The sequence below is a fragment of the Nostoc sp. CMAA1605 genome, from assembly GCF_021596505.1.
Classification (GTDB): domain Bacteria; phylum Cyanobacteriota; class Cyanobacteriia; order Cyanobacteriales; family Nostocaceae; genus Trichormus.
In genome coordinates this window covers 33,660-56,746 of the sequence record NZ_PJIZ01000003.1, presented here as the reverse complement: position 1 = coordinate 56,746, position 23,087 = coordinate 33,660, and the positions used below count along the sequence as shown (strand labels likewise).

At 38.0% G+C, this 23,087-nt stretch carries 14 protein-coding genes; 10 read left to right on the top strand and 4 right to left on the bottom strand.

Annotated features, from left to right (window positions below; all coding sequences use genetic code 11):
* Positions 1-85: 85 nt before the first annotated feature.
* From CV014_RS01965 to CV014_RS01955, 3 genes are all read right to left on the bottom strand, one after another.
* Positions 86-448: a DOPA 4,5-dioxygenase family protein gene (locus tag CV014_RS01965; RefSeq protein ID WP_236140485.1), complete on the bottom strand. Its 363-nt coding sequence runs from the start codon at positions 446-448 to the stop codon at positions 86-88.
* Positions 449-536: 88 nt separating this feature from the next.
* Positions 537-2,603 carry a S9 family peptidase gene (locus tag CV014_RS01960; RefSeq protein ID WP_236140484.1) on the bottom strand — a complete coding sequence of 689 codons (2,067 nt, stop codon included), beginning with the start codon at positions 2,601-2,603 and terminating at the stop codon, positions 537-539.
* 36 nt (positions 2,604-2,639) lie between these two features.
* Positions 2,640-3,377, bottom strand: a complete 738-nt coding sequence (locus CV014_RS01955) for a hypothetical protein (RefSeq protein ID WP_236140483.1) — start codon at positions 3,375-3,377, stop codon at positions 2,640-2,642.
* 213 nt (positions 3,378-3,590) lie between these two features.
* Between CV014_RS01955 and hemE the strand changes: the two genes are divergently transcribed.
* The 9 genes from hemE (at position 3,591) to CV014_RS01910 (ending at position 19,035) form a co-directional block, all read left to right on the top strand.
* Entirely contained in the window at positions 3,591-4,643 is a 1,053-nt protein-coding gene (hemE, locus tag CV014_RS01950) for a uroporphyrinogen decarboxylase (protein ID WP_236140482.1), read from the top strand.
* 173 nt (positions 4,644-4,816) lie between these two features.
* On the top strand, positions 4,817-5,767 hold the full coding sequence (locus tag CV014_RS01945; RefSeq protein ID WP_236140481.1) for an NAD-dependent epimerase/dehydratase family protein: 951 nt from the start codon (positions 4,817-4,819) through the stop codon (positions 5,765-5,767).
* Positions 5,768-6,106: 339 nt separating this feature from the next.
* Positions 6,107-6,343 carry a type II toxin-antitoxin system Phd/YefM family antitoxin gene (locus CV014_RS01940; protein WP_236140480.1) on the top strand — a complete coding sequence of 79 codons (237 nt, stop codon included), beginning with the start codon at positions 6,107-6,109 and terminating at the stop codon, positions 6,341-6,343.
* Complete coding sequence (locus CV014_RS01935) at positions 6,330-6,704, top strand: type II toxin-antitoxin system VapC family toxin (protein ID WP_236140479.1); 375 nt, start codon at positions 6,330-6,332, stop codon at positions 6,702-6,704. Before CV014_RS01940 ends, CV014_RS01935 begins: the two co-directional genes overlap by 14 nt.
* A 173-nt stretch (positions 6,705-6,877) precedes the next feature.
* Positions 6,878-9,145, top strand: coding sequence for a TOMM precursor leader peptide-binding protein (locus CV014_RS01930; protein ID WP_236140478.1), 2,268 nt, complete (start codon positions 6,878-6,880; stop codon positions 9,143-9,145).
* 195 nt (positions 9,146-9,340) lie between these two features.
* Positions 9,341-10,426 carry an amidohydrolase family protein gene (locus CV014_RS01925; RefSeq protein WP_236140477.1) on the top strand — a complete coding sequence of 362 codons (1,086 nt, stop codon included), beginning with the start codon at positions 9,341-9,343 and terminating at the stop codon, positions 10,424-10,426.
* A gap of 41 nt (positions 10,427-10,467) precedes the next feature.
* Positions 10,468-11,682, top strand: a complete 1,215-nt coding sequence (locus CV014_RS01920) for a hypothetical protein (RefSeq protein ID WP_236140476.1) — start codon at positions 10,468-10,470, stop codon at positions 11,680-11,682.
* Between the two features lie 137 nt (positions 11,683-11,819).
* Positions 11,820-17,600 carry an AAA family ATPase gene (locus CV014_RS01915; RefSeq protein ID WP_236140475.1) on the top strand — a complete coding sequence of 1,927 codons (5,781 nt, stop codon included), beginning with the start codon at positions 11,820-11,822 and terminating at the stop codon, positions 17,598-17,600.
* A 34-nt stretch (positions 17,601-17,634) separates the two neighbouring features.
* Positions 17,635-19,035, top strand: a complete 1,401-nt coding sequence (locus CV014_RS01910; protein ID WP_236140474.1) for an AAA-like domain-containing protein — start codon at positions 17,635-17,637, stop codon at positions 19,033-19,035.
* 249 nt (positions 19,036-19,284) lie between these two features.
* Here CV014_RS01910 and CV014_RS01905 read toward each other — a convergent pair whose 3' ends face one another.
* Positions 19,285-20,211 carry a hypothetical protein gene (locus CV014_RS01905; RefSeq protein ID WP_236140473.1) on the bottom strand — a complete coding sequence of 309 codons (927 nt, stop codon included), beginning with the start codon at positions 20,209-20,211 and terminating at the stop codon, positions 19,285-19,287.
* Between the two features lie 595 nt (positions 20,212-20,806).
* Here CV014_RS01905 and CV014_RS01900 point away from each other — a divergent pair.
* Positions 20,807-23,023, top strand: a complete 2,217-nt coding sequence (locus CV014_RS01900) for an AAA-like domain-containing protein (RefSeq protein WP_236140472.1) — start codon at positions 20,807-20,809, stop codon at positions 23,021-23,023.
* Positions 23,024-23,087 lie beyond the last annotated feature (64 nt).

Genomic DNA, 23,087 nt, shown 5'->3' with positions numbered 1-23,087 from the left:
TAAGCTATTTATTTGGGATAATTTATTTTTTGGTGTTCTCTAACTAGTTGTGGTGTTGCTAATAGAGATGAGAATTTTCTCGTCTCTATGAAGAAGCATTAGACTTGATTCGCGCTAAGAAGTTAATATTTAATTCGAGTCTATTTCCTAACCATAGGGCGTGTGCTGTATGATCTGTGAGATCATCACCCGTCTCAGGGTGGACGAGAATATCTAACCCCTCACGGTTTAGCATTAACCAAGGTACAACTTGAGGAAATTGGTTTGGGGAAAAGGCGACTTGATACATTGATTGAGGATGAGGCCCAATTGGTTGATCATGCCATCTGCCTAACTGAACTTCAAATCTAGCACCTAATTCTTCTCTAATTTTGGCAGCTAATGAGCGAGTTTCGGGTTGATAGTAAATATGAGCATGAAAACCAGTGATGATGCTATTTTCTTTCATGACTGTTCTTGCTGAGTAGGTGTTGGTAATTTAAATTTTAGATTTTAGCTTGAATCTAAAATCTAAAATTGTTGGCTGTATTCCTAAGTTAAACTAAGTTTAATCGTTCCAAAATAAAGGCATACTCAAAGGCTAGTTCTTTTAAACTTTCGTAGCGTCCAGAAGCACCGCTATGTCCAGCATCCATGTTAGTTTTGAGCAGCAAAATATGATTGTCGGTTTTCAATTCTCGCAATTTGGCTGTCCATTTGGCGGGTTCCCAATATTTGACGCGGGAATCATTTAAACCGGCGGTAATTAATAAATCAGGGTAAGCTTTAGCCTCGACGTTATCGTAGGGTGAGTAGGACTTCATGTATTCATAATAGATTGGGTCATTGGGATTTCCCCATTCTTCCCATTCTGCGGCGGAGAGGGGTAAGGATGTATCGAGAATTGTGGTGACTACATCAACAAATGGTACATTGGCGACGACTACCTGAAATAAATCAGGACGCATATTAATGACTGCACCCACTAATAAACCGCCTGCACTACCGCCTGTAATGGCTAAATTTGTGTTTGTTGTCCAACCCTCGTTAATTAAATATTCGGCGCAGGCTATAAAATCAGTGAAGGTGTTTTTCTTGTGTAAGAATTTGCCGTTTTCATACCATTTGCGCCCCATTTCTTCGCCACCACGAATGTGTGCGATCGCAAAGACAAATCCTCTGTCTAATAGTGTTAATCTAGTGGAAGAAAAAGACGCAGGGTAAGAAGAACCATAAGAGCCGTAGCCTGTGAGTAATAAGGGATTTTTGCCGTCTTTTTGAGTTCCTGTTTTGTAGACTATGGAGATGGGAACTTGTACACCATCTGGGGCTGTGGCCATTAACCATTCACTACAATATTGAGTAGAATCATAGCCCCCAAGCACTTCGGTTTGTTTCTTTAATTCCCGTTCTCTGGTTGCCATATTGTAATCAAAAACCGATGGGGGCGTAATTAAAGAAGTGTAATGAAAGCGCAAAATATTTGTATTAAATTCTGGGTTGCTACCTTCTGAAAACGCATAGGTGGGTTCAGGAAAAGCAATATTACTTTCATCACCTGTAGATAAGTTTCTCACCCTAGCAGTTTGTAGCCCATCTTGGCGTTCATAAATTACTAAGTGGTCAGCAAAGAGGCTAATTCCTGAAAGTAACACATCTTCACGGTGAGGAATGATAGTTTCCCAATTATCTTTTGATAGTGCAGCGATGGGAGTTTTCACTAATTTGAAATTAGTGGCGGCTTCATTAGTGACAATGTAAAAGTCATCGCTGTGATGGTCTACATAGTATTCTATACCTGTTTGGCGGGGGTAAATAATCTGAAAATCACTGTGGGGATGATTAGCATCTAAATAGTGAATTTCTGTGGTGATACTACTTTGCAAACTCATTAAAATATACGCTTGTGAGCGAGTATTGCTAATGTATAACGAGTAAGCATCATCAGGTTCGTGATAAATTAATTCATCGGATTCGGGGATTGTACCGAGAGTATGTCTAAATAATTGGTAAGAACGATTTGCTTGATCAATTTTGGTATAAAACCCTGTGCGGTTGTCATTAGCCCAACAAAAATAAAAATAAGTATCAGTAATAGTTTCTGGATAAAATTGACGGGTATTTAAATCCAGAAAGTAAAGTGTATATCTTTCGGAGCCACTGGTATCAAAAGAATAGGCTAAGATTTGATGATCAGGGCTAATATCAAAGATACCTAAATCAAAGAAGTCATGACCCTCCGCTAATTCATTTTCGTCTAAAAGTACCTCTTCAGGGGCATCTAAACTATCTTTTTTCCGGCAATAAATACGATAGGCTTTACCGGCTTCGGTGCGTGAATAATAGTAATAATTGTCTTTGCGGTAGGGGACTGATAAATCAGTTTCTTGAATGCGTGAGAGCATTTCCTCGTAAAGTTGAGTTTGCAATGATGCTGTATGCTGCATCATTGCGTCAGTGTAGGCGTTTTCTTCCTCCAAATATTGGACTACTTTGGGGTTATCAATGTCGCGCAGCCAAAAGTAGTTGTCTAGGCGGCGATCGCCATGTAATTCTAGAACCTGGGGCTGTTTCTCAGCTACAGGTGGCAGAATATTTGTTTGTAACACCCGGTCTTTTGTCATCCTTCTGTAACCTTTTCTCCCAAATCAACCAACTAGCTACCCCAAATTGGAGGGGACACTAGAGATTCCAGTCTGACGTTGTAGTTGTTTCTTTAAAGTACACAAGCCAATAGCTGGTATTACTCCCAGGATCATAGCCGTAAATCCTTGTTCAATCCAAGACATTACGGGTACTGGAATTAAATTGTGTATGAAAGAAAGTAACCAAACTACCACACTAATACAGAAGAAGGAAATCGAGGGCAAAAAATTCCACCACCAACTTTTAAATGTGTAACTCCGCAGGACTAACCATTGCAATAAACCCAACCAAACCCCAGATAAAATATATGGAAGTGTTGACAAAAGACCCAATGCAAAAGCTGTGTCATTAGTCAATGGTTGATTAAATAAATTAGCAATATAGTTAATCCAAGCCGTGGAGACAGCATTGGCTAGCAGCCAACCGAGACTAGTAGCCAGCATCCACCGCCAGCCAGAAAGGTAACGCCGCATCACTAAAGCCTGATCAGCTGCAAAAACTAGGGCAAACACGATATTCCCCAGTATTTTTACCCAAAAACTCCATATTTGTGGCTGTTCGGCGAAAAACGGCAGAAAACCTTGCCAGAGAATTTTTTCAATTGCCAAACTGACAATACCACCCACCACCCAACCCAAAACCGTCATCAAAGTAAACTGAAATAAAAATGTCCGGCGTTGGGAACGGGGGATCAATAACCTCACTGCTGGAGATTTACTTTGACTAGTTGCATGATGAGAATTAGTTTTCATATTAATTTAAGTTAAGAAATTTAAAAAAAATAATCTCAATAAAAACATTTGTAACCTAAGTATGAAAATGGGTATAGGTCATAGGGCGTAGGGCATTGAGCATCTCGCGTGTCACCTGTTACCGTTGAGCTGTTACCTCTATTTGAGAAAGCGTAATCCCAGAATGATAAGCTAAACATTGACATAAAAAAGTGACTTAGGATGAAGTGTTAAATGGGTTTTGCTTCAACGACTCCTCATCTTTTGCGGGCTGCTCGTGGTGAAATTGTAGATCGTCCCCCTGTGTGGATGATGCGCCAAGCGGGACGATACATGAAAGCATATCGGGATTTAAGGGAGAAATATCCTTCATTTCGCGATCGCTCCGAAATTCCTGAAGTAGCGATTGAAGTCTCCCTGCAACCTTGGAGAGCTTTCCAACCAGACGGCGTAATTTTATTTTCCGATATTGTGACTCCCTTACCCGGTTTGGGGATTGACATGGACATTGCGGAAGGTAAAGGCCCCATTATTCATGCGCCCATTCGCACTCAAGCACAAATTGACGCGCTGCACCCACTAGAACCAGAAACGGCTCTACCTTTTATCAAAACTATTTTGCAGGCATTACGTCAAGAAGTAGGCAACAAATCAACGGTATTGGGCTTTGTGGGTGCGCCGTGGACTTTAGCGGCTTATGCAGTAGAGGGTAAAGGTTCTAAAACCTATTCCATCATCAAGAACATGGCTTTCACCCAGCCAGATTTGCTGCATCAACTCCTAACCAAATTAGCAGATGCGATCGCAGATTACGTCCGCTATCAAATCGACTCCGGCGCGCAAGTAGTGCAAATGTTCGATTCTTGGGCAGGATATCTCAGCCCCCAAGACTATGATATTTTTGCTCTACCTTACCAAAAGCGGGTATTCCAGCAAGTCAAGGAAACTCACCCAGACACCCCATTGATTTTGTTAGTCAGTGGTAGCGCAGGCGTATTAGAACGGATGGCACAATCTGGCGCGGATATCGTCACCGTAGACTGGACAGTAGACATGGCCGATGCGCGAGCCAGACTAGGAAAACACGTCAAAGTCCAAGGTAATCTTGACCCTGGCGTATTATACGGCTCAAAAGAATTTATCCGCGATCGCATCATTGACACTGTTCGCAAAGCAGGTAACTGGGGTCACATCCTCAACCTTGGTCACGGTGTACACCCAGACACCCCAGAAGAAAACGTGGCTTTCTTCTTTGAAACCGCCAAGCAACTCAATGCGTTGGTTTAGTCATTAGTCATTAGTCAATAGTCATTAGTCAATAGTCAATAGTCATTAGTTTTTGTTCTGGGAACTATTGACTTTGGATTAGAGACTATTGACTCTATCGATAACACTTAATTTTGGATTTGCGATTTTTAGATTGTTCAATCTACAATCTAAAATTATCCTGCCTCTCTCTTATGAATAAAAGAATTTTAATAACTGGTGCTAGTGGCTGTATTGGTCACTATATAAGTGAAACATTAATTCAACAAACAGAAGACGAATTATATTTACTAGTCAGAAACCCACAAAAACTACAAGTTGATACCACTGTTCGCCCTGGTATTCACGTTTTGCAGGGTGATATGCAAAATATTAGCCAATTAGCAGATTTACTACCTACTATTGATGTTGCTGTTCTCACAGCTACAGCTTGGGGTGGTGAACAAACTTTTGATATTAATGTATCGAAAACTTTAGAACTACTCAGTCTATTAAATCCTGAACGTTGCCAACAAGTTATTTATTTTTCTACAGCTAGTGTTTTAGACCGTCATAATCAACCACTCCAAGAAGCGGGAGAAATTGGTACAGATTATATCCGGTCTAAATATGAGTGTTTACAGAAGATATCACAATTGGCGATTGAACCGAAAATTACTACTGTTTTTCCGACTTTAGTTTTAGGTGGTGATGCCAAAAAACCCTATTCTCATTTAACATCAGGAGTCCCCGAAGTTACCAAATATATTAATTTAATTCGTTTCTTCAAAGCCGACGGTAGTTTTCACTTTATCCACGGTCAAGATATTGCGACTGTAGTTAAATATTTAATTGTCAATCCTCCCCAAAACAATACACCGCGCAGGCTAGTTTTAGGACAAAAAAGACTAACCGCCGACCAAGCCATAGAAGAACTTTGTATTTATTTTGGCAAAAAGATTTTCTTCCGCATTCCCCTATCTCTATCCTTAGCTAATTTAATTATCGCCGTCTTTCGGATTCAAATGGCGGCTTGGGATAGATTCTGCATGAACTACCGCCATTTTACCTATGACACTGTAATTAATCCTGGTAGTTTTGAGTTACCTAATTACTGTGCAACTATGAGGGATGTTTTAAAGATTAGCGGTGTTAAAGCTATTTAGAATTAACCCATAAGTAGAACATGGTAAATATTAAAGGTTTGTAGTGTTCGCGCAAGCGTCTCGTAGAGAGGACTTTAGTCCTCAAATAAGGACTGTTCGCGAAGCGTTCCCGTTCGCGTAGCGTCCCGCAAGGAGAAGGGTAGTCCTTACTACAAAACGAATTTCCCAATTTTTACATTGCTTAATGTAGTTTGGTTTTTTCGCACCGACTTACTTACATCTTGTGAAATACTTAAGTTGGTAAATATTGCTGCTACAGCCTCAAATCAGCTTATGGGTAAAGCCAGGATTTTTGTTATCCTAGAACTGATGAAACAATGTAAATCTTGAAGGCAAGTAATGAAAAAGGTTACATTAACAGAATTAAGTAATAATATTGAGCATCTATTAGATGAGGTACTAGAAACAGGTATGCCATTAGAAATTAATAAAAATGGCAAATTATTAAAAATTGTGCCTGTAGAAAAAATAGATAAACTTAAAAATTTGACTGCTAAACCAAATGCTATCCAGGGAAATCCTGATGATTTAGTTCATATCAGTTGGGAGCAGGAGGTTAATATTGATTTATCTTGATACTCATGTAGTAGCATGGCTCTATTCTGGTTTAACAGATAAATTAAATGATGTTGCTAAAACTTTAATTAATAATAATGAAGTTTATATTTCGGCAATTGTTCGGTTAGAGTTGCAGTATTTATATGAGATAAAACGTATTACAGATGAACCAAATGTGATTATTGCGGATCTGTCAAACCACATTGACTTAAAGGTTTGTAATAAAAATTTTAATGATATTATCAGCGTTGCTTTAACAATAACTTGGACTCGCGATCCCTTTGACCGGATAATTACGGCAAATGCTTTGTTAGATAAAAATATATTGTTGAGTAAAGACCAAAATATTCTTAACAACTATTCCTATGCACAATGGTAGTGTTTTAATTTAAATATATTTATATTATATTATAATATGGTAATACAATATAAATATCTGGATGGTAAGTTACTTTGTTAACGCATCCTAAAAGGTTAGTGGATGAGATTTTCACACTATATCCACGGATTAGCTAATATATGTCAGTAATTTCCAGATTTTGCTGACAAAACATGATTAATCAACCAAAATTCAAGTCCTGCTATACCGTTGAGACAATAGAACCAGACCAAGTATTTATCATATCTGAGAGAGAATCCATTTGCTTGAGCGATCGCCTCTCATTTCTGATAGCTTCTCTTATCAAAGAAGGTAAATATAGCGTTGACGAAATCATTGATATCATTCAGCTAGAACTACTACCCACCAACCCAGAAAATTCAGAATTTTTTCAGAATGTTCTCAACACCAGCATCAAAGCCCAATACGCCCTATTCCACATGGAACAACGGGGCTATCTAGAAGATGAATCCGAGCGATCGCCCTTAGCTATTTTCTGTCATCATCTTAATGTTCCCCCCATCGTAGCTGCCCAAAGGTTGCAATCAACGACAGTTGCAGTTCAAGCATTTGGTTCTCTTCCCACCGATGAATTAATTTCTCTCCTCAAATCCCTAGATATCCAAGTCGGAGAAACTGGTGATATCACCGTAGTCTTAACTGACGACTACCTCCACCCGCAACTAGCAGCATTTAATCAACAAGCTTCATCTCCGTGGCTACTAGCTAACCCTCTGGGAACGATAGTCTGGATAGGGCCGATATTTCACCCCCAAAAAACAGCTTGTTGGGAATGTCTCGCTAACCGTCTAAGAAATAATCGCCCAGTCGCTAGTTACCTTCACAGACATAAACAGATTTCCCTATCCCCGCCTCTAGGATTTCTCAATGCTACAGTGCAAACCGCAATCGGAATGATAGCGACGGAGGTTTTTAAATGGATTATTCAAGGCGAAAATTCCAAACTAGCAGGGAGTCTCATCACCTATGACACCTTGACTCTCCAAACCCAAAACCATACCGTGATACAGCGTCCCCAATGTCATACTTGCGGTGAACCAAATCACCAGCCCTCGCCAATTGTTTTAGAATCTCGTCAGAAGACTTTCACCACAGATGGCGGACATCGTTCTTGTTCACCACAAGAAACCTTAAAGAAATACGCCCATCATATTAGCCCCATCACAGGTATTGTTCGAGAACTCAGCAAAATCCCAGGGAATGGCTTAACTCACACATATATAGCCAAACATCACTTTCAAAGCCTTTTTGATGATTTAGGTAGTTTACGCCAAAATATCGGCGGTAGAAGTGCCGGTAAAGGTAGAACCGACACCCAAGCCCAAGCTAGCGGTTTTTGTGAAGCGATTGAAAGGTATTCTGGGGTGTTTCAGGGGGATGAAATCAGACTCAAAAGCAGTTATGAACAGTTGGGCGACAAAGCAATTCACCCCAATGATTGTATGAATTTTAGCCCTACCCAATATCAGCACCGAGAACAATGGAATGTTGATTGTCAAGGTTGGTTTCAAAAAGTCCCTGCACCTTTTGATACCACTAGAGAAATTGACTGGACACCAGTTTGGTCTTTAACCCATCAGGAATTTAAATATCTGCCCACTGCCTACTGTTATTACGGCTATCCCCAGTCAGGAGAGAGGGATTGTTGGGCAGACTCCAACGGTTGCGCCGCAGGTAATACCCTCGAAGAAGCCATTCTCCAAGGGTTTATGGAACTCGTAGAAAGGGACTGTGTAGCGTTGTGGTGGTATAATCGGCTGCCAAAACATCAAGTAGATTTAAATAGTTTTGATGAACCTTATTTTCAAACTTTGAACAAATATTATGAAAGTCTTGACAGACAATTGTGGGTAATAGATATTACTAGTGATCTCAACATTCCGGCTTTTGCGGCCATTAGTCGCAGAACAGATGGAGATGTAGAGGATATTATCTTAGGTTACGGCGTTCACTTTGATGCCAAGCTAGCCATTAGTCGAGCTTTAACAGAAGTGAACCAAATTTTGCCGAATGTATTAGTTACTAACGCGGATGGTAGTACCCAGTATCCCCCATCTAGCGATCGCCTTGCTGTGGAATGGTGGAAATCTGCAAATATCTCCAATCAACCTTATCTAGTTCCCGACGCTCAAAGTGTTCCCAAAGTCTATGCAGATTATCCCCAATTAGCCAGCGATGATCTTCTTGAAGATGTCAGGCTATGTCAAAAAATTGTGGAACAGCATGGTTTAGAAATGCTCGTTCTAGATCAGACTCGCCCTGATATTGGACTTAAAGTAGCTAAAGTCATCGTACCAGGAATGCGCCATATGTGGAAACGCGTAGGTGCAGGTAGACTTTATGATGTCCCCGTGAAAATGGGTTGGTTACAACAGCCGCTTACAGAAGCCCAACTAAACCCTTATCCCATGTGGATGTAATATCAATTCAAAATTCAAAATTCAAAATTAAGAAAGCTAGATATTACAGGGATTTCCTAGAAACAATACTAGCTATCCTAATTTGATAGGACACCTATTGGCCTGATTTTAGCCTGCGTAAAATACCCATTCCCCATTCCCCATTCCCTATTCCCTATTCCCTATTCCCTATTCCCCATTCCCCATTCCCAATATATGCTGCATGGATACAAGATTCTTGATGCTGATTCCCATGTAATTGAACCGCCGCAGATGTGGGGAAAATACCTTGCACCTGAATTTAGGCACTATGCACCCTCGCTAGACATGAAAATTCAAGGAGAAGACATAGTAAATAAGATATCGCAACAAGTGAGAACAGCAGGCGATCGCCAAATGATGCAAGCTCACCCCCAAGCCTATTTTCAACGCTATGATGCCGAATCTCACCTGCAAGCAATGACACAAATGGGGATTGATATCGCCTTTATTTATCCCACTTATGGACTATGGCTATTTGCGATTGATAGTATGTCTCCAGAGGTTGTAGGAGCTTTTACCCAAGCCTACAATACATGGCTATATGAAGAATTTTGTAGTTATGCTCCAGACAAATTAAAAGGAGTCGGAGCGATTAATCTTCATGCACCAGAAACAATGGTGTCAGAACTACACCGCATTGCTGAATTTGGCTGGAAAGCCATCTGTTTGCGTCCCAACCCCGTCAAAGGTAGAATACTCAGCGATCGCAGCTATGAACCATTTTGGACAGCCTGTGAAGAATTAAATATTGCGGTGGGAATTCATGAGGGAACTCATAGCCGTTTACCAACTACAGGTGCAGATAGATTTCATACTCGTTTTGCTATGCACGCTTGTTCCCATCCAATGGAACAAATGATGGCTTTATTAGCCTTAATTGAAGGCGGAGTTTTAGAACGTCATCCACAATTAAAATTTGGTTTTTTAGAGTCTGGTTGTGGCTGGCTTCCTTATTGGCTTTGGCGACTAGATGAAGAATACAAAAATTTATATTTTGAAGTGAAAGATCACATCAAAATCCTGCCTTCAGAATACTTTCGTCGCCAATGTTTTATCTCAATTGAACCTTCTGAACCTTGCATATTAGAAATTATCGAGTACATTGGAGCAGGTAACTTTTTCTTCGGCTCTGATTATCCCCATATGGATCATCAACCGGACATTGTAAATCGGCTTCTAGAACTGGAAAATCAATTATCTCAAGAAACAATCCAAAAGATTCTTTGGGATAACCCTCTCCATTTTTACAGTCTTGATTAAGGATTCAGTCAAATCATTCAACTTAAACAGGATGCAACACTATGAATAGAAGAGCCTTAAATCTACCAGGATTTATTGATCCTCTAGAATCACAGCAATGGTATAAAGATGATACCTATTATCAGATTTTGTTAGTTACTCCACGTACTCTTAAACAAGAAGGTAGTCACCTAGAAACAACAATTATTACTCAAGAAAGAAAGGAGTTCAAACAATATCTCATTGACACCAAAACTTATGAAAATTTACAAGAGTACCGTCCTAATAATGACTATGATAAATACAATCACATAGGTGCATATTTACCATCACCAGGAGTTGTTTTCCCTCCAGGTTTTCTCAAAGCCTTGTTTCCAGATAAATCTGAATTCAACGAATCAGAAATACCTGAACCTCGCGTCGTATTGAATAATTTTTATGATCCAATACGCACATTACTACATAGCCGCAAAATATCCCAGTTAGTTGCCAAAACATGGTATACCTACTTAACAGTTAAAAAAGCAGCAGAACAAAACCATAGCTTTGATCCTTGGAATTTGTTCATTAATGGTAAATGGAGTGATTTACTCCATAAAGAATGGCATCAATCCGATGATGCTGCTGAAATTTTGGACGGACTAATAGCGCGAGAAATATTTTTTTCTGTCCGAAAATCTTCTCCTAACAATCTCTATCCAGAAGACCTGAATATTTATTATCCATTGCATAGTCAGGAATACCCACCAAGTAACCACAAAGTAGAAGACTATCGAGCCAGACTAATCATTTTACCTAGCAGTTTAGCATGGCAGGCAATTTCCTTGAGTCTTTTGTTGGCTGGACAGGCGTTTTACCCAACTGATCAACAAGGAAATATTTTGACTTATGCAGAGTATCAAAAAGCCATATCTCATAACCACGAAGAAATCAGGTATCATCAAATTTCCCAACCAATTTTGAGTACCATTGAAATTGTTCTCAAATATGGATTAGCAGTATCTTTCGATATGTTTGAAGGTGTGATCAAAGAAATGGATTTAAATCCAGGAAAATCTTCTATTGCTTATCAGGCGGTGCTGCCCTATCCTCCGATTCCTTGGGAAATCCATTCATCTTTTGATAATCTCAAGAAGTGGGCTAAAGCTGATGATCAGTATGGAGATTTGCCTTTCTATCATAGGATCATGTCACAAGATTCAGCAGAAGTAGAATATTTAGTAGATGTAGAATATTTTGCGTCGCCCTACCCATACATACCACTAAGTTGTACTTAGAAAAATTTAAAATTTTAACGCATTATCATCTTTAATTATGAATTTTCAAATTTTAGAATTGAAAATTTACAGTTGAAGATGATTTTTTATTTATAAAGGTTTAAAATATTTTCAATATTACAATCACAAACCGTTTTATGTTGTTCAGGGATAATGCAACAAATTACCAAGTCATAGAAAAAATCTATGAAAGTTCAAATTCGTTAGTTTATCGAGGTATTCTCAAGCTAAATAATCAACCAATTATTCTGAAAATTCTCAAAGAAAATTACCCCAGTCCATCCGAGTTAACCCGATATAAACAAGAATATGAAATCATTCGCTTATTCAAGACAAATAATATTGTTCAAGCTTATGACCTACAGCGATATAACAATTCTCCAGTCATTATTTTAGAAGACTTTGGTGGGCAATCACTAAATCTTTTAACCTCTAAACATTATTTTAAATTAGAAGAATTTCTCACAATTGCTATTAAAATTACTGAAAGTTTAGCTACTATACACGCTGCAAATATTATTCATAAAGATATTAACTCAGCTAACATAGTTTATAATCCAGAAACAGGAATACTAAAAATTATTGACTTTGGAATTTCTAGCAGTCTCTCTCAAGAAAATCAGCAGCTTTGTAATATCAACCAATTAGAAGGAACATTAGCTTATATTGCTCCAGAACAAACTGGTAGAATGAACCGAAGTATAGATTACCGCAGTGATTTTTATTCTCTAGGTGTCACTTTTTATGAACTTTTAACTCGACAACTTCCCTTTGTAACTAATGATCCGATAGAATTAGTTCACTGTCATCTTGCACAACATCCACAGCCACCGCATAAACTAATATCTTCTATCCCTTTGACAGTTTCTAATATTGTCATGAAGTTATTAGCTAAAACACCAGAAGAAAGATACCAAAGTGCTTGGGGAATTAAAGCTGATTTAGAAATTTGTTTGCAAGAATTAAAGACTATAAAAATAATTTCTGAGTTTACATTGGGAGATTATGATATTACTGATAAATTTCATATCCCTCAGAAATTATATGGACGAGAACAAGAAATAACTCAGCTATTAAATGCCTTTGAATCTGTCAGTCAAGGCAACACTGAAATGATAATAATTTCTGGTTATTCAGGAATTGGTAAATCTGCTTTAGTTAATGAAATTAATAAACCTATTACACGCCAGCGAGGATATTTCATACAGGGCAAATTTAACCAATTACAAAGAGATATTCCCTACGCAGCAATTACACAAGCCTTTCAAGACTTAATTCGTCAACTTCTGAGTGAAGCAGAAATAATACTCCAAACTTGGCAAGAAAAAATACTAGCAGCTTTAGAAAATAATGCTCAAATTATGATCGATATTATTCCTGAGTTGGAAAAAATTATCGGTAAACAACCATCTATTGAGCAACTAGGCGCAAACGAATCACAAAACCGTTTTAATTTGTGCTTTGAAAGATTTATTAGTGTTTTTAGTCAAAAAGAACATCCCTTAGTGATATTCTTTGATGATTTACAGTGGGCAGATTTACCATCTTTAAGTTTAATTGAGCGATTAATAACGAATGCTGATAGCCAATATTTAATGATTATAGGTGCATACCGAGATAATGAAGTTGACTTGACTCACCCTTTAATGCACACTTTAGAACAGGTTAAAAAAGCTGAAGTTATAGTTAATCAAGTTGTTTTACAGCCTTTGAAACTGGCTTATATTAATCAGTTAATTGCAGATACTCTTCATTGCTCAGTAGAAAATGTAAAACCTCTAGCTAATTTAGTGAATGAAAAAACTGGTGGTAATGCGTTTTTCGTCACTCAATTACTACAAACATTATACGGTGAAAAACTACTGCTTTTTAATGCTCCTCAATTTTTGATGACACAAAAAGAAAGTCAAGCTTGTTTCTGGCAGTGGAATATTGAGCAAATTCAAAAAGTAGGATTAACCGATAATGTAGTTGAGTTAATGGTGAGAAAGATTAATAACTTAGATGAAAATACACAGAATATTTTAAAATTAGCTGCTTGTATAGGAAATAAATTTAATTTAGATATGCTCTCTATTGTTAATAGCAAATCTCCACCAGTTACAGCCCAAGAATTACAACCAGCAATCAAAGAAGGTTTAATTCTACCTTTAAATAATGACTATAAGCTGCCACTGCTATGGAGTCAGGAAGAAGTGTCTGGTAAGAATACTTTCATTCCGCAAGCTCCCAAATATATTCCCTATAAGTTTTTGCATGATCGAGTTCAGCAAGCTGCTTATAGCCTGATTTTAGATGATGATAAAAAAGCTCTACATCTACAAATAGGTCGTTTGTTATTGAATAATAATCCAGCAAATGATTTAGAAGAAAAAATTTTTAATGTTGTCAACCAACTCAATGAAGGCGCAGATTTAATTACTGAGCAAATAGAAAAAGATAATCTAGCTGAATTAAATCTGCAAGCTGGGAGAAAATCCAAGCAATCAACAGCTTATGAACCTGCTTTAAAATATTTAGAAAACGGACTAAATTTATTAGCATCTAATAGCTGGGATGAAAAGTATAATTTGACGTTTGAATTGCATACAGAAACATTGGAATTGCTGTATTTAAATACTAAGTTTAGCCAATTTGAAGAACTGTCAGAACTAGTTTTGGAAAAAATTAGCGATATTTTTGATAAAACTAAAGTTAATCACTTGAAAATAGCTTACTATTACACTACATTTAAACCTGATCTGGCTATAGATACTGCACTTCAATCTTTACTAGAATTTGGTGTAAATCTTCCTCAAGAAACTAGTGATGTAGAATATAAAATTTCACATCAACAAGACTTGATAGAATCCTTTCTCCAAGGTAAAGACATTGAAAATTTGGCTAATTTGCCAGTAATGACCGAGCGATCGCAGATAGCCGTTATCCTACTACTTCAACAGATTATATCCGCCACACATACAACAAATTTTACTTTATTTGTTGAAGTAATATTAACTCAGATTAATATCTGTATAAAGTATGGCAATCCAACCCAAGCACCCTATATATACTGTACTTACGGAATGCTGCTAGGCAGTGTAAAAAAAGATATCAGTCATGGATATAAGTTTGGTAAGCTGGCTCTTAACCTTCTAGAAAGATTTAACATCTCTAAATTAGAAGCTTTCGTTTTACAAATGTATTACGGCCAAATATGGCATTGGAAAGAATCGCTTGGAAACACAGTAGCACACAATCAATTAATACATGGATTTAAAACTGGTATAGATACAGGAGAAAATGAATTTGCTTCCTATGTAGCGATCAATTATTGTCTCATCAGATTTTTATCTGGACAAAATTTAGAAGAGGTTGAAAGTGATTACAAAAAATATGCTAAAGCGATTAAAAAATTAAAACAACAGTTTTGTATCTACTCTATAGAAATATTTTCTAAGATATCAACTAGTTTATTATCAAAAAATCAAATTGAAGGTTTAATTGTTGGTAATTCTCTAGAAGAAGAGAAGGAATATTTAAACAACTGGATTCAAGGTCATAATGACTGGTTAACCTTCTTTGTATATTTTGCCAAGACGATTTATTTTTATTTTTTCAAAAACCATTATCAAGCTGCCGTTAATGCAATTAATGCAGAAAAATATGCTAATGCTTCTAGTTCATATTTAACAGCACCACAGCACAATTTTTATTTTTCTCTTGCGTTACTTGCTTACTATCATACTTGTGATGTCAAAGAACGCAGAAAATTAATCAAGCAAGTAAATAAAAATCAGGAAAGTCTGAAATTATGGGCTAGTCACTGTCCAGAAAATTTTCAGCATAAATATGATTTAGTTGCTGCTGAAAAAGCCCGTGCTTTAGGAAAAACTTGGCAAGCAGAAGAACTTTATGAGCAAGCTATAAAAGGTGCGAAAAAATATGAATTTCTTCATGAAGAAGCACTAGCCTATGAACGAGCAGCAGAATTTTATTTAGCTATCGGTAGGGAAGAAATCGGTCAGTTATATTTAAAAAATGCACACCATTGTTACACCCTTTGGGGAGCTAAAGCCAAAGTAAAACAATTAGAAACAGAATACCCCCAGTATCTTACTATCAATACAAACCAAGAAACAACTAAAAGCTTCAGCCCCACTATCTCCACAACTGGAGGTGATGGCAAACTACTGGATTTAACCACAGTCATTAAAGCCTCTCAAGCTTTGGCAGAAGAAATTATTCTTGACAAACTGTTGGCAAAGTTAATGAAAATGGTGATTGAGAATGCTGGCGCGCAAACAGGCTTTTTATTGCTGCATTCTCAAGAACAGTGGGTGATAGAAGCGATCGCTACCACAACTGACATTATAATACAATCCATACCAGTAGATTCACTAGATAAATTCACACAAAAACCCCTGCTATCGTCTGCTATCATCAACTACGTCGCCCACACCCAAGATAATGTAGTGCTTGATGACGCTACTCAAAACGGACAATTTACCCGTGATGCCTACATTATCACCACTCAACCTAAATCTATTCTCTGTACACCTCTCCTCACCCAAGGCAAATTAAGCGGTATTGTCTATTTAGAAAATAATTTAGTCACTGGCGCATTCACATCAGATCGTGTCCAAATCTTAAATATTCTTTCTAGCCAAGCTGCCATCTCCATTGAAAATTCCCGTCTCTATGCCACACTAGAAGAAAAAGTACAAGAACGTACCCAAGAACTCACACAAACTCTAGAAATTCTCAAAGCCACTCAAGCCAAATTGGAATTTGAAAATGCTCTACTCAAAAGTGGTGAAACAGCCTCCGATTATGATTATCAAGTAGGTGGGAGTTTACCGATTGATGCACCTACTTATGTAGTGCGATCGGCTGATCGTTATCTCTACAAAGCCTTGAAGAGTGGCGAGTTTTGTTATACCCTCAACACCCGACAAATGGGTAAATCTAGTCTCATGGTGCGGATGATGCACCACTTGCAACAAGAGGGTATTGCTTGCGTAGCCATTGATATGACTCGCATTGGCAATGAAAATATTACCCCAGATCAGTGGTACAAAGGTCTGGCTGTGGAACTTTGGCAAAGTTTTGATTTACTGGGGAAGGTGAATTTAAAAGCCTGGTGGCAAGATAAACTAGATATCTCTCCCGTACAGCGATTGAGTCTGTTCTTTGAAGAAGTTTTGTTACGGGAAGTGACAACACCAGATAGTGATGTACCACCGCAAATTATTATCTTCTTTGATGAAATTGATTGTGTGTTGGGCTTAGATTTTTCCGTCAATGACTTTTTTGCCCTGATTCGCTCCTGCTATAATCAACGCAATATCAACTCAGAGTATCAGCGATTGTGTTTCGGTTTATTTGGAGTGGCTACACCTGGTGATTTAATCACCGACTATCGCAAAACTCCTTTTAATATAGGTCAAGCGATTCATTTGCGTGGCTTTCAAATGGACGAAGCGCAACCCCTCTTACTAGGATTGACTGATAAAGTGAGCAACCCCCAAGCAGTGCTGAAAGAAGTTTTATTTTGGACTAATGGCCAGCCATTTTTAACTCAAAAAATTTGCCAAATGATCCGCACTGCTGCATCCTCTATCCCTGCCAAAACAGAAAAAGCGTGGGTAGAAAACCTAGTTCAAACCAACATTATCGCAGATTGGGAAGCCCAAGACGAACCAGAACATTTAAAAACTATACGCGATCGCATCCTTAAAGGCGATCGGCAACCCACCAAAATGCTAGACCTATATCAGCAAATCCTGGAATTAGGACAGGTCAATTCTATGGATAGTCTAGACGAACGAGAACTGCTCTTATCCGGCTTGGTAATTAAAGAACAAGGTGCTTTAAAAGTCCACAACCGAATTTACGAATTAATTTTTAATAGTCGTTGGATTGAATGTTATAGATAATAAGACTATAGCAGCAGTTGCACTAACAATTGTTATGATTTTTAACCTGGATGCAGCAATTAACATCGCTAACCAAGCAGTGTTTACAAAGTTTGCGAGAAAGTTAAGCGATGTCGAAATCATTGTCCTTAAAGGCTCTTGGGCAAGAGAAGAGTACGATCAAATTGCCGCTAAAAACCAGTATTCCACTAGCTATATTAGTCAAGATGTTGCCCCCAAGTTATGGAAATTATTAACGGATTCTTTAGGGGAAAAAGTCAGAAAGAGTAATTTTAAGGAAGCACTCAAACGTACATGGGAGCAAAAATATTGGGATCAACAGTTGATGACAACAGATTACCTATCCATTCCAGAAACCAGCACTGCTAATCATCAACATCACAATAGTAACTTCCTAGAAACTGTTGCTCCTACCTATTCATTCTCATCTCAAGATTTTTATGTCAGTCGTCATCCCCTAGAATCCCTATGTTATGAAACCTTGCTGCAACCAGGTTCTCTGATGCGAATCAAAGCACCCAAACTCATGGGTAAGACTTCCTTACTAGAGCGATTATTAATGAAAGCAGCACAGCAAGGTTATCGCACAGTTAGCTTTAGTTTGGAGATGGCAGATCGCAAAACTCACTTTACCAACCTGAATAAATTTCTGCGTTGGTTTTGTCTTAATCTCAATCGAGAACTGCACCTACCTAATCATATCGATGAATATTGGGATGAAGAAGGTATTGGTGCCAAAGTCAGCTGCACGACTTATTTAGAAGAATATCTCCTAGCCGATACTGATAGTCCTTTAGTTTTATGTCTAGATGATGTCGATGTACTTTTCCCCTATCCTGAAGTTTACGAAGACTTTTTCGGGTTATTACGTTCTTGGTATGAGAAAGCTAGAAGTCGTCAAAACTGGAAAAAACTGCGCCTAATCATCGCTCACGCCACCGATGTTTATATCCGCCTCAACATTAACCAATCACCTTTTAATGTTGGCTTACCCATTGAGTTACCAGAATTAACTAAAGAAGAAGTGCAAGTATTTGCCGCACAATATGGATTAGCCAGAGGTGTTACTTTTGTAGAACCATTAATGCAATTAGTGGGTGGACATCCTTATCTGTTGCAACAGGCATTTTCTCACCTGATTAGTTATCCCAATATTACCCTAGAAAGATTATTAATTGAAGCTACAACAGACGCAGGTATCTATCGCCATCACCTCAGAGAATATTGGTTGAGTTTACAACAAGAACCAAAACTTTTAGCAGCATTTCAAACAGTAATTGCATCCAGTAAACCGGTGCAATTAGAAGCATTATCAGCTTATCAGTTACAGAGTATGGGTTTAATCAAGCTCGTCGGCAATGAAGTAGAACCCCGTTGTCAACTGTATCGTAATTATTTCAGTGACATTTTGCGGACTCAAATGAATTTAAATTAGTGTTTAACTAAATTTAGGGTGTTTCAGTCCCTGTTACAACACGTAATTGCGTTAGCGTCTCGTTGGCGCAGCCTCTCGTAGAGAAGAGAAGTTCATTGCGTTAGCGTAGCGGGATGTTAGTCCATTGCGTTAGCGTTCGCGGTAGCGTCTCGTAGAGAAGCGGGGCGGGAGCATCGTTGCGAATTGCGAATTGCGAATTGCGAATTGGTTTAACTAGGTTCAACCACTAGATTTGAGTCTAAGGATGGATTATCTCACCGTAATTTTGTATCTAACTTTATAGTCACCAGTAGACCGACCTAAACCAGTTTCCATCATCCTCCAGTCATAAATAGTTTCTCCAGGCTTCATATCCTGCACCATAATTGTGTGTGTCTGAATACCTAACCTTTCATCCTTATCCCAACCCGCAAATTGATTCAGTCCCACTAAGACAATATTTACTAAAGCACCAGCTATCAATATGGCCACTGTATTAACTATTGTCCGAATAGCCGTCCTGGCAATACCCAGCCAGACTAGGTATTGACTCCAATCTTTTGTAAAATCTTCACTATATGCTGCCATTTCTAAATATATGGCAGAATTGGTTTTGACATCAGCATCAAACACAACGAAAGGAATTGGTTGTGTTTGACCGTGACTAATCGCAACAGGTTTAGTTAAGACAGGCTTGGCTTGTTTCGTATCCAATGTAGATGTCTGGGTATCAAAAACTGTCACGCCACCCAGAATGTAAATATCGTCTACATTGGTAGGATTTTCTGTATTACTACAGTAAACATCAAGTATTTCAATGGTGACATGAGATGAAGTCTGAGGAGGAACTTGGGGTTGGCGGTCAGTAGTGACTGTGTAGGTCAAAGTATAATCTGCTCCTTTGGTAAATTTAGCAATGCCAAAATTAACATCCAGACCACCTACCTTAAATTCACCCAAAAAGTAATTAGGATCGCGCCATGATGGCTTATATTCATCCCATAACTTGATTGTTGCATCTTGACTAAAATTAAATGATTTACCTAATAGCCAGGTGTCTCCGGCTTTCATATCTTTTTTAATTTGACTGCGCTGTTGTCCGTCAGTGAAGACTTCTAGAAGGGTTTCATCACCGCCAAAATAGTCTTCGGCTTTGTCACATCTGAGAGTATGGAGAATAATTTTACGAGTAGCCATATTACATACTTACCCTGTAAATTTTTTTGAAAAGATATGAAATAACTTGTTATTAATGTCCTTTAGTTTTCACTCAGGATAATTCGACTTATGATTTTGATTTAAGTTTTCGTTTTAGTCGGCAAACTCAAAAGATGTTTAAAATTTTATTCATGATGTCTCGAATCAGTTTAGCTCCCCCTAAATCCACACCACTTGTTTTAATCTGGGAAACCCATTTAACACAGTGGCTCCCCTGAAAAAAGGGGATTTTGATTCTTGTCCCCTCTGTTTTAAGGGAGCTTAGGCGAGATCAAAACGTTTTAGGACTGGGTTATCAGACTTGTGTCTACACGTAGCCTTTTAAGGGAGTGTAAACCTGAATACATTTAAAAGTTACATCCAAACACTTTTCTAACACCTTTTAATCATCTTTCATTAGTATCCTGGATTTTGGCAATTAAGAGTTGAGTTAAGATCAGTGATCTTAAGATTTCCTGAACTCTAGACAATTGAGTTAAATTCAGGTAAATTCAGGTGAACTCAGGTATTCAAAACCTGAAAACCATGTGAGAATTAACACTGAAGCAGGTTTTAGCCGTGTAAATTCCTACCAATGTTTGCAAACTTTAATACCACCTATCGGTATCAGGCAGGTGGTAGCCTCCCACCTGATGCACTTACTTATGTGGTGCGACAAGCTGATACTGAACTTTATGAGAGTCTATTGGCTCTTGAATATTGCTATGTTCTCAATGCTAGACAAATGGGTAAGTCTAGCTTACGAGTCCGAACGATGAATAAGTTACAGACTCAGGGATTTATTTGTGCTGAGATTGAGTTAAGTGGAATAGGTAGCCAGCAAATTACAGCTTCTCAATGGTATGGCGGGATTATTCAAGAGTTGGTAAGTGGTTTTCAACTCAAAATCAATCGCCGTAGTTGGTTGAAAGAACATGATGATCTATCTCCAATTCAGTGTTTAAATAAATTTATTGAAACCGTCTTATTGACGCAAATTCAACAGAAAATTGTAATTTTTATCGATGAAATCGATAACGTACTGGGGTTAAAATTTTCCACGGATGAATTTTTTGCCCTAATTCGACACTGCTATGAAAATCGAGCCATCAAACCAGCTTACCAGCGATTATCGTTTGCTTTATTAGGAGTAGCTTCACCTTCAGATTTGATTCAAGATAAACACTATTCTACTCCTTTCAATATTGGTAGAGCGATTGAATTACAAGGATTTAAAATCCAAGATAGTGAACCTTTATTACAAGGATTCTCAGGAAAGGTTAAGCATCCCAATATAGTATTGCGAGAGGTATTATATTGGACTAATGGACAGCCATTCCTGACTCAAAAGCTGTGTTGGCTAATTGTCAATTATTGCAATCATCATCCAGATGCTTGTCCAAATCAAGAGGATGAAGTAGCCAAATGGGTAGAAAAAATTGTCCACACCCAAATCATTAATAATTGGGAATCTCAAGACGAACCAGAACATTTGAGAACCATCCGCGATCGCCTGCTCCGCAATACGCCCAAAAGCCAACAATTACTGCAAATATACTACCACATTTTACAACAGGGAAAAATTCCAGCTCAGAATTCTCCTGAGTATCTAGAATTGCGCTTATCTGGTCTTGTATCCCAATTTGAAGGAAATTTAATTGTTAAAAATCCAATTTATGCCAAAATATTTAATCTAGATTGGCTGCATCAACATTTGTCAGTAAATATTACTGAATTACCAACACTCAATGGTCATAATCCAGAGTTAAATCATCCTGATCAGACAATTAATTTTCCCTCTTATCCCAGTGGTGCAGTACCTATTGATTCTCCATTTTATATAGAAAGAACTGCTGTAGAATCACAAGTATTTGAAGCGATTAGAAAAAATGGTGCATTAGTCAGGATTAAAGCACCTAGAGAAATGGGTAAAACATCCTTGCTACTAAGAACTTTGGACTATGCGACACGACAAAATTATCAGACAGCTAGCTTAAATCTAGAACAAATTGATGATGCAATTTTAAGTGATTTGAATCGGTTTTTACGCTGGCTATGTGCTAACGTTACCCGTCAATTGCAACTGGAATCTAAACTAGATGATTATTGGGATGAAGATATTGGTAGTAAAATTAGTTGTTCTCTCTATTTCCGCAACCATATATTAAAACAAATCAAAACTCCTTTGATTTTATCTCTAGATGAAGTGCAGTTTATTTTTGAACATCCTATAGTAGCGAAAGATGTTTTACCTTTATTTCGTTCATGGTTTGAAGAAGCCAAAAGAGAACCACTTTGGCAAAAACTCAGATTAGTTATAGTTCACTCAACAGAAATTTATGTCCCCTTGCAATTAAAGCAATCTCCCTTCAATGTAGGACTACCAATTGAATTAACTCACTTTACCCTTGAGCAAGTACAGCAGTTAGCCGAACGCTATGGACTCAATTGGAATAATAGCCAAGAAGCAGCAGATTTAATGGCTATGGTGGAAGGACATCCCGCATTAGTACACATGGCTATTTATCATCTCAGTCGTGAAGAAATTAGCTTTGCTCAATTCCTCGATACAGCTGCTACATCCAAGGGGATTTATTCATCTCATTTACAACGACATCAAGCCGTCTTACAAGAACAACCAGAATTAGCACAAGCATTAAATATGGTAATTAATGCTCAAGAGGCAATATCATTAGATCCAATTACAATTTATAAACTCAGTAGTATGGGACTGGTAAAACAGTTAAAAGATACAGTAGTACCCAGTTGTGAATTATATCGGCGATATTTTAGCTTACAGGGGAAAATATAGGGAATAGGGAATAGGGAATAGGGAATAGGGAATGGGGAATGGGGAATAGGGAATTGCTTTTAAG

What these genes read in the sequence shown, in the direction of transcription:
- CV014_RS01965 (WP_236140485.1), bottom strand. Translation starts at nt 448, where the DNA reads ATGAAAGAAAATAGCATCATCACTGGTTTTCATGCTCATATTTACTAT.
- CV014_RS01960 (WP_236140484.1), bottom strand. Translation starts at nt 2,603, where the DNA reads ATGACAAAAGACCGGGTGTTACAAACAAATATTCTGCCACCTGTAGCT.
- CV014_RS01955 (WP_236140483.1), bottom strand. Translation starts at nt 3,377, where the DNA reads ATGAAAACTAATTCTCATCATGCAACTAGTCAAAGTAAATCTCCAGCA.
- hemE (WP_236140482.1), top strand. Translation starts at nt 3,591, where the DNA reads ATGGGTTTTGCTTCAACGACTCCTCATCTTTTGCGGGCTGCTCGTGGT.
- CV014_RS01945 (WP_236140481.1), top strand. Translation starts at nt 4,817, where the DNA reads ATGAATAAAAGAATTTTAATAACTGGTGCTAGTGGCTGTATTGGTCAC.
- CV014_RS01940 (WP_236140480.1), top strand. Translation starts at nt 6,107, where the DNA reads ATGAAAAAGGTTACATTAACAGAATTAAGTAATAATATTGAGCATCTA.
- CV014_RS01930 (WP_236140478.1), top strand. Translation starts at nt 6,878, where the DNA reads ATGATTAATCAACCAAAATTCAAGTCCTGCTATACCGTTGAGACAATA.
- CV014_RS01925 (WP_236140477.1), top strand. Translation starts at nt 9,341, where the DNA reads ATGCTGCATGGATACAAGATTCTTGATGCTGATTCCCATGTAATTGAA.
- CV014_RS01920 (WP_236140476.1), top strand. Translation starts at nt 10,468, where the DNA reads ATGAATAGAAGAGCCTTAAATCTACCAGGATTTATTGATCCTCTAGAA.
- CV014_RS01915 (WP_236140475.1), top strand. Translation starts at nt 11,820, where the DNA reads ATGTTGTTCAGGGATAATGCAACAAATTACCAAGTCATAGAAAAAATC.
- CV014_RS01910 (WP_236140474.1), top strand. Translation starts at nt 17,635, where the DNA reads ATGATTTTTAACCTGGATGCAGCAATTAACATCGCTAACCAAGCAGTG.
- CV014_RS01905 (WP_236140473.1), bottom strand. Translation starts at nt 20,211, where the DNA reads ATGGCTACTCGTAAAATTATTCTCCATACTCTCAGATGTGACAAAGCC.
- CV014_RS01900 (WP_236140472.1), top strand. Translation starts at nt 20,807, where the DNA reads ATGTTTGCAAACTTTAATACCACCTATCGGTATCAGGCAGGTGGTAGC.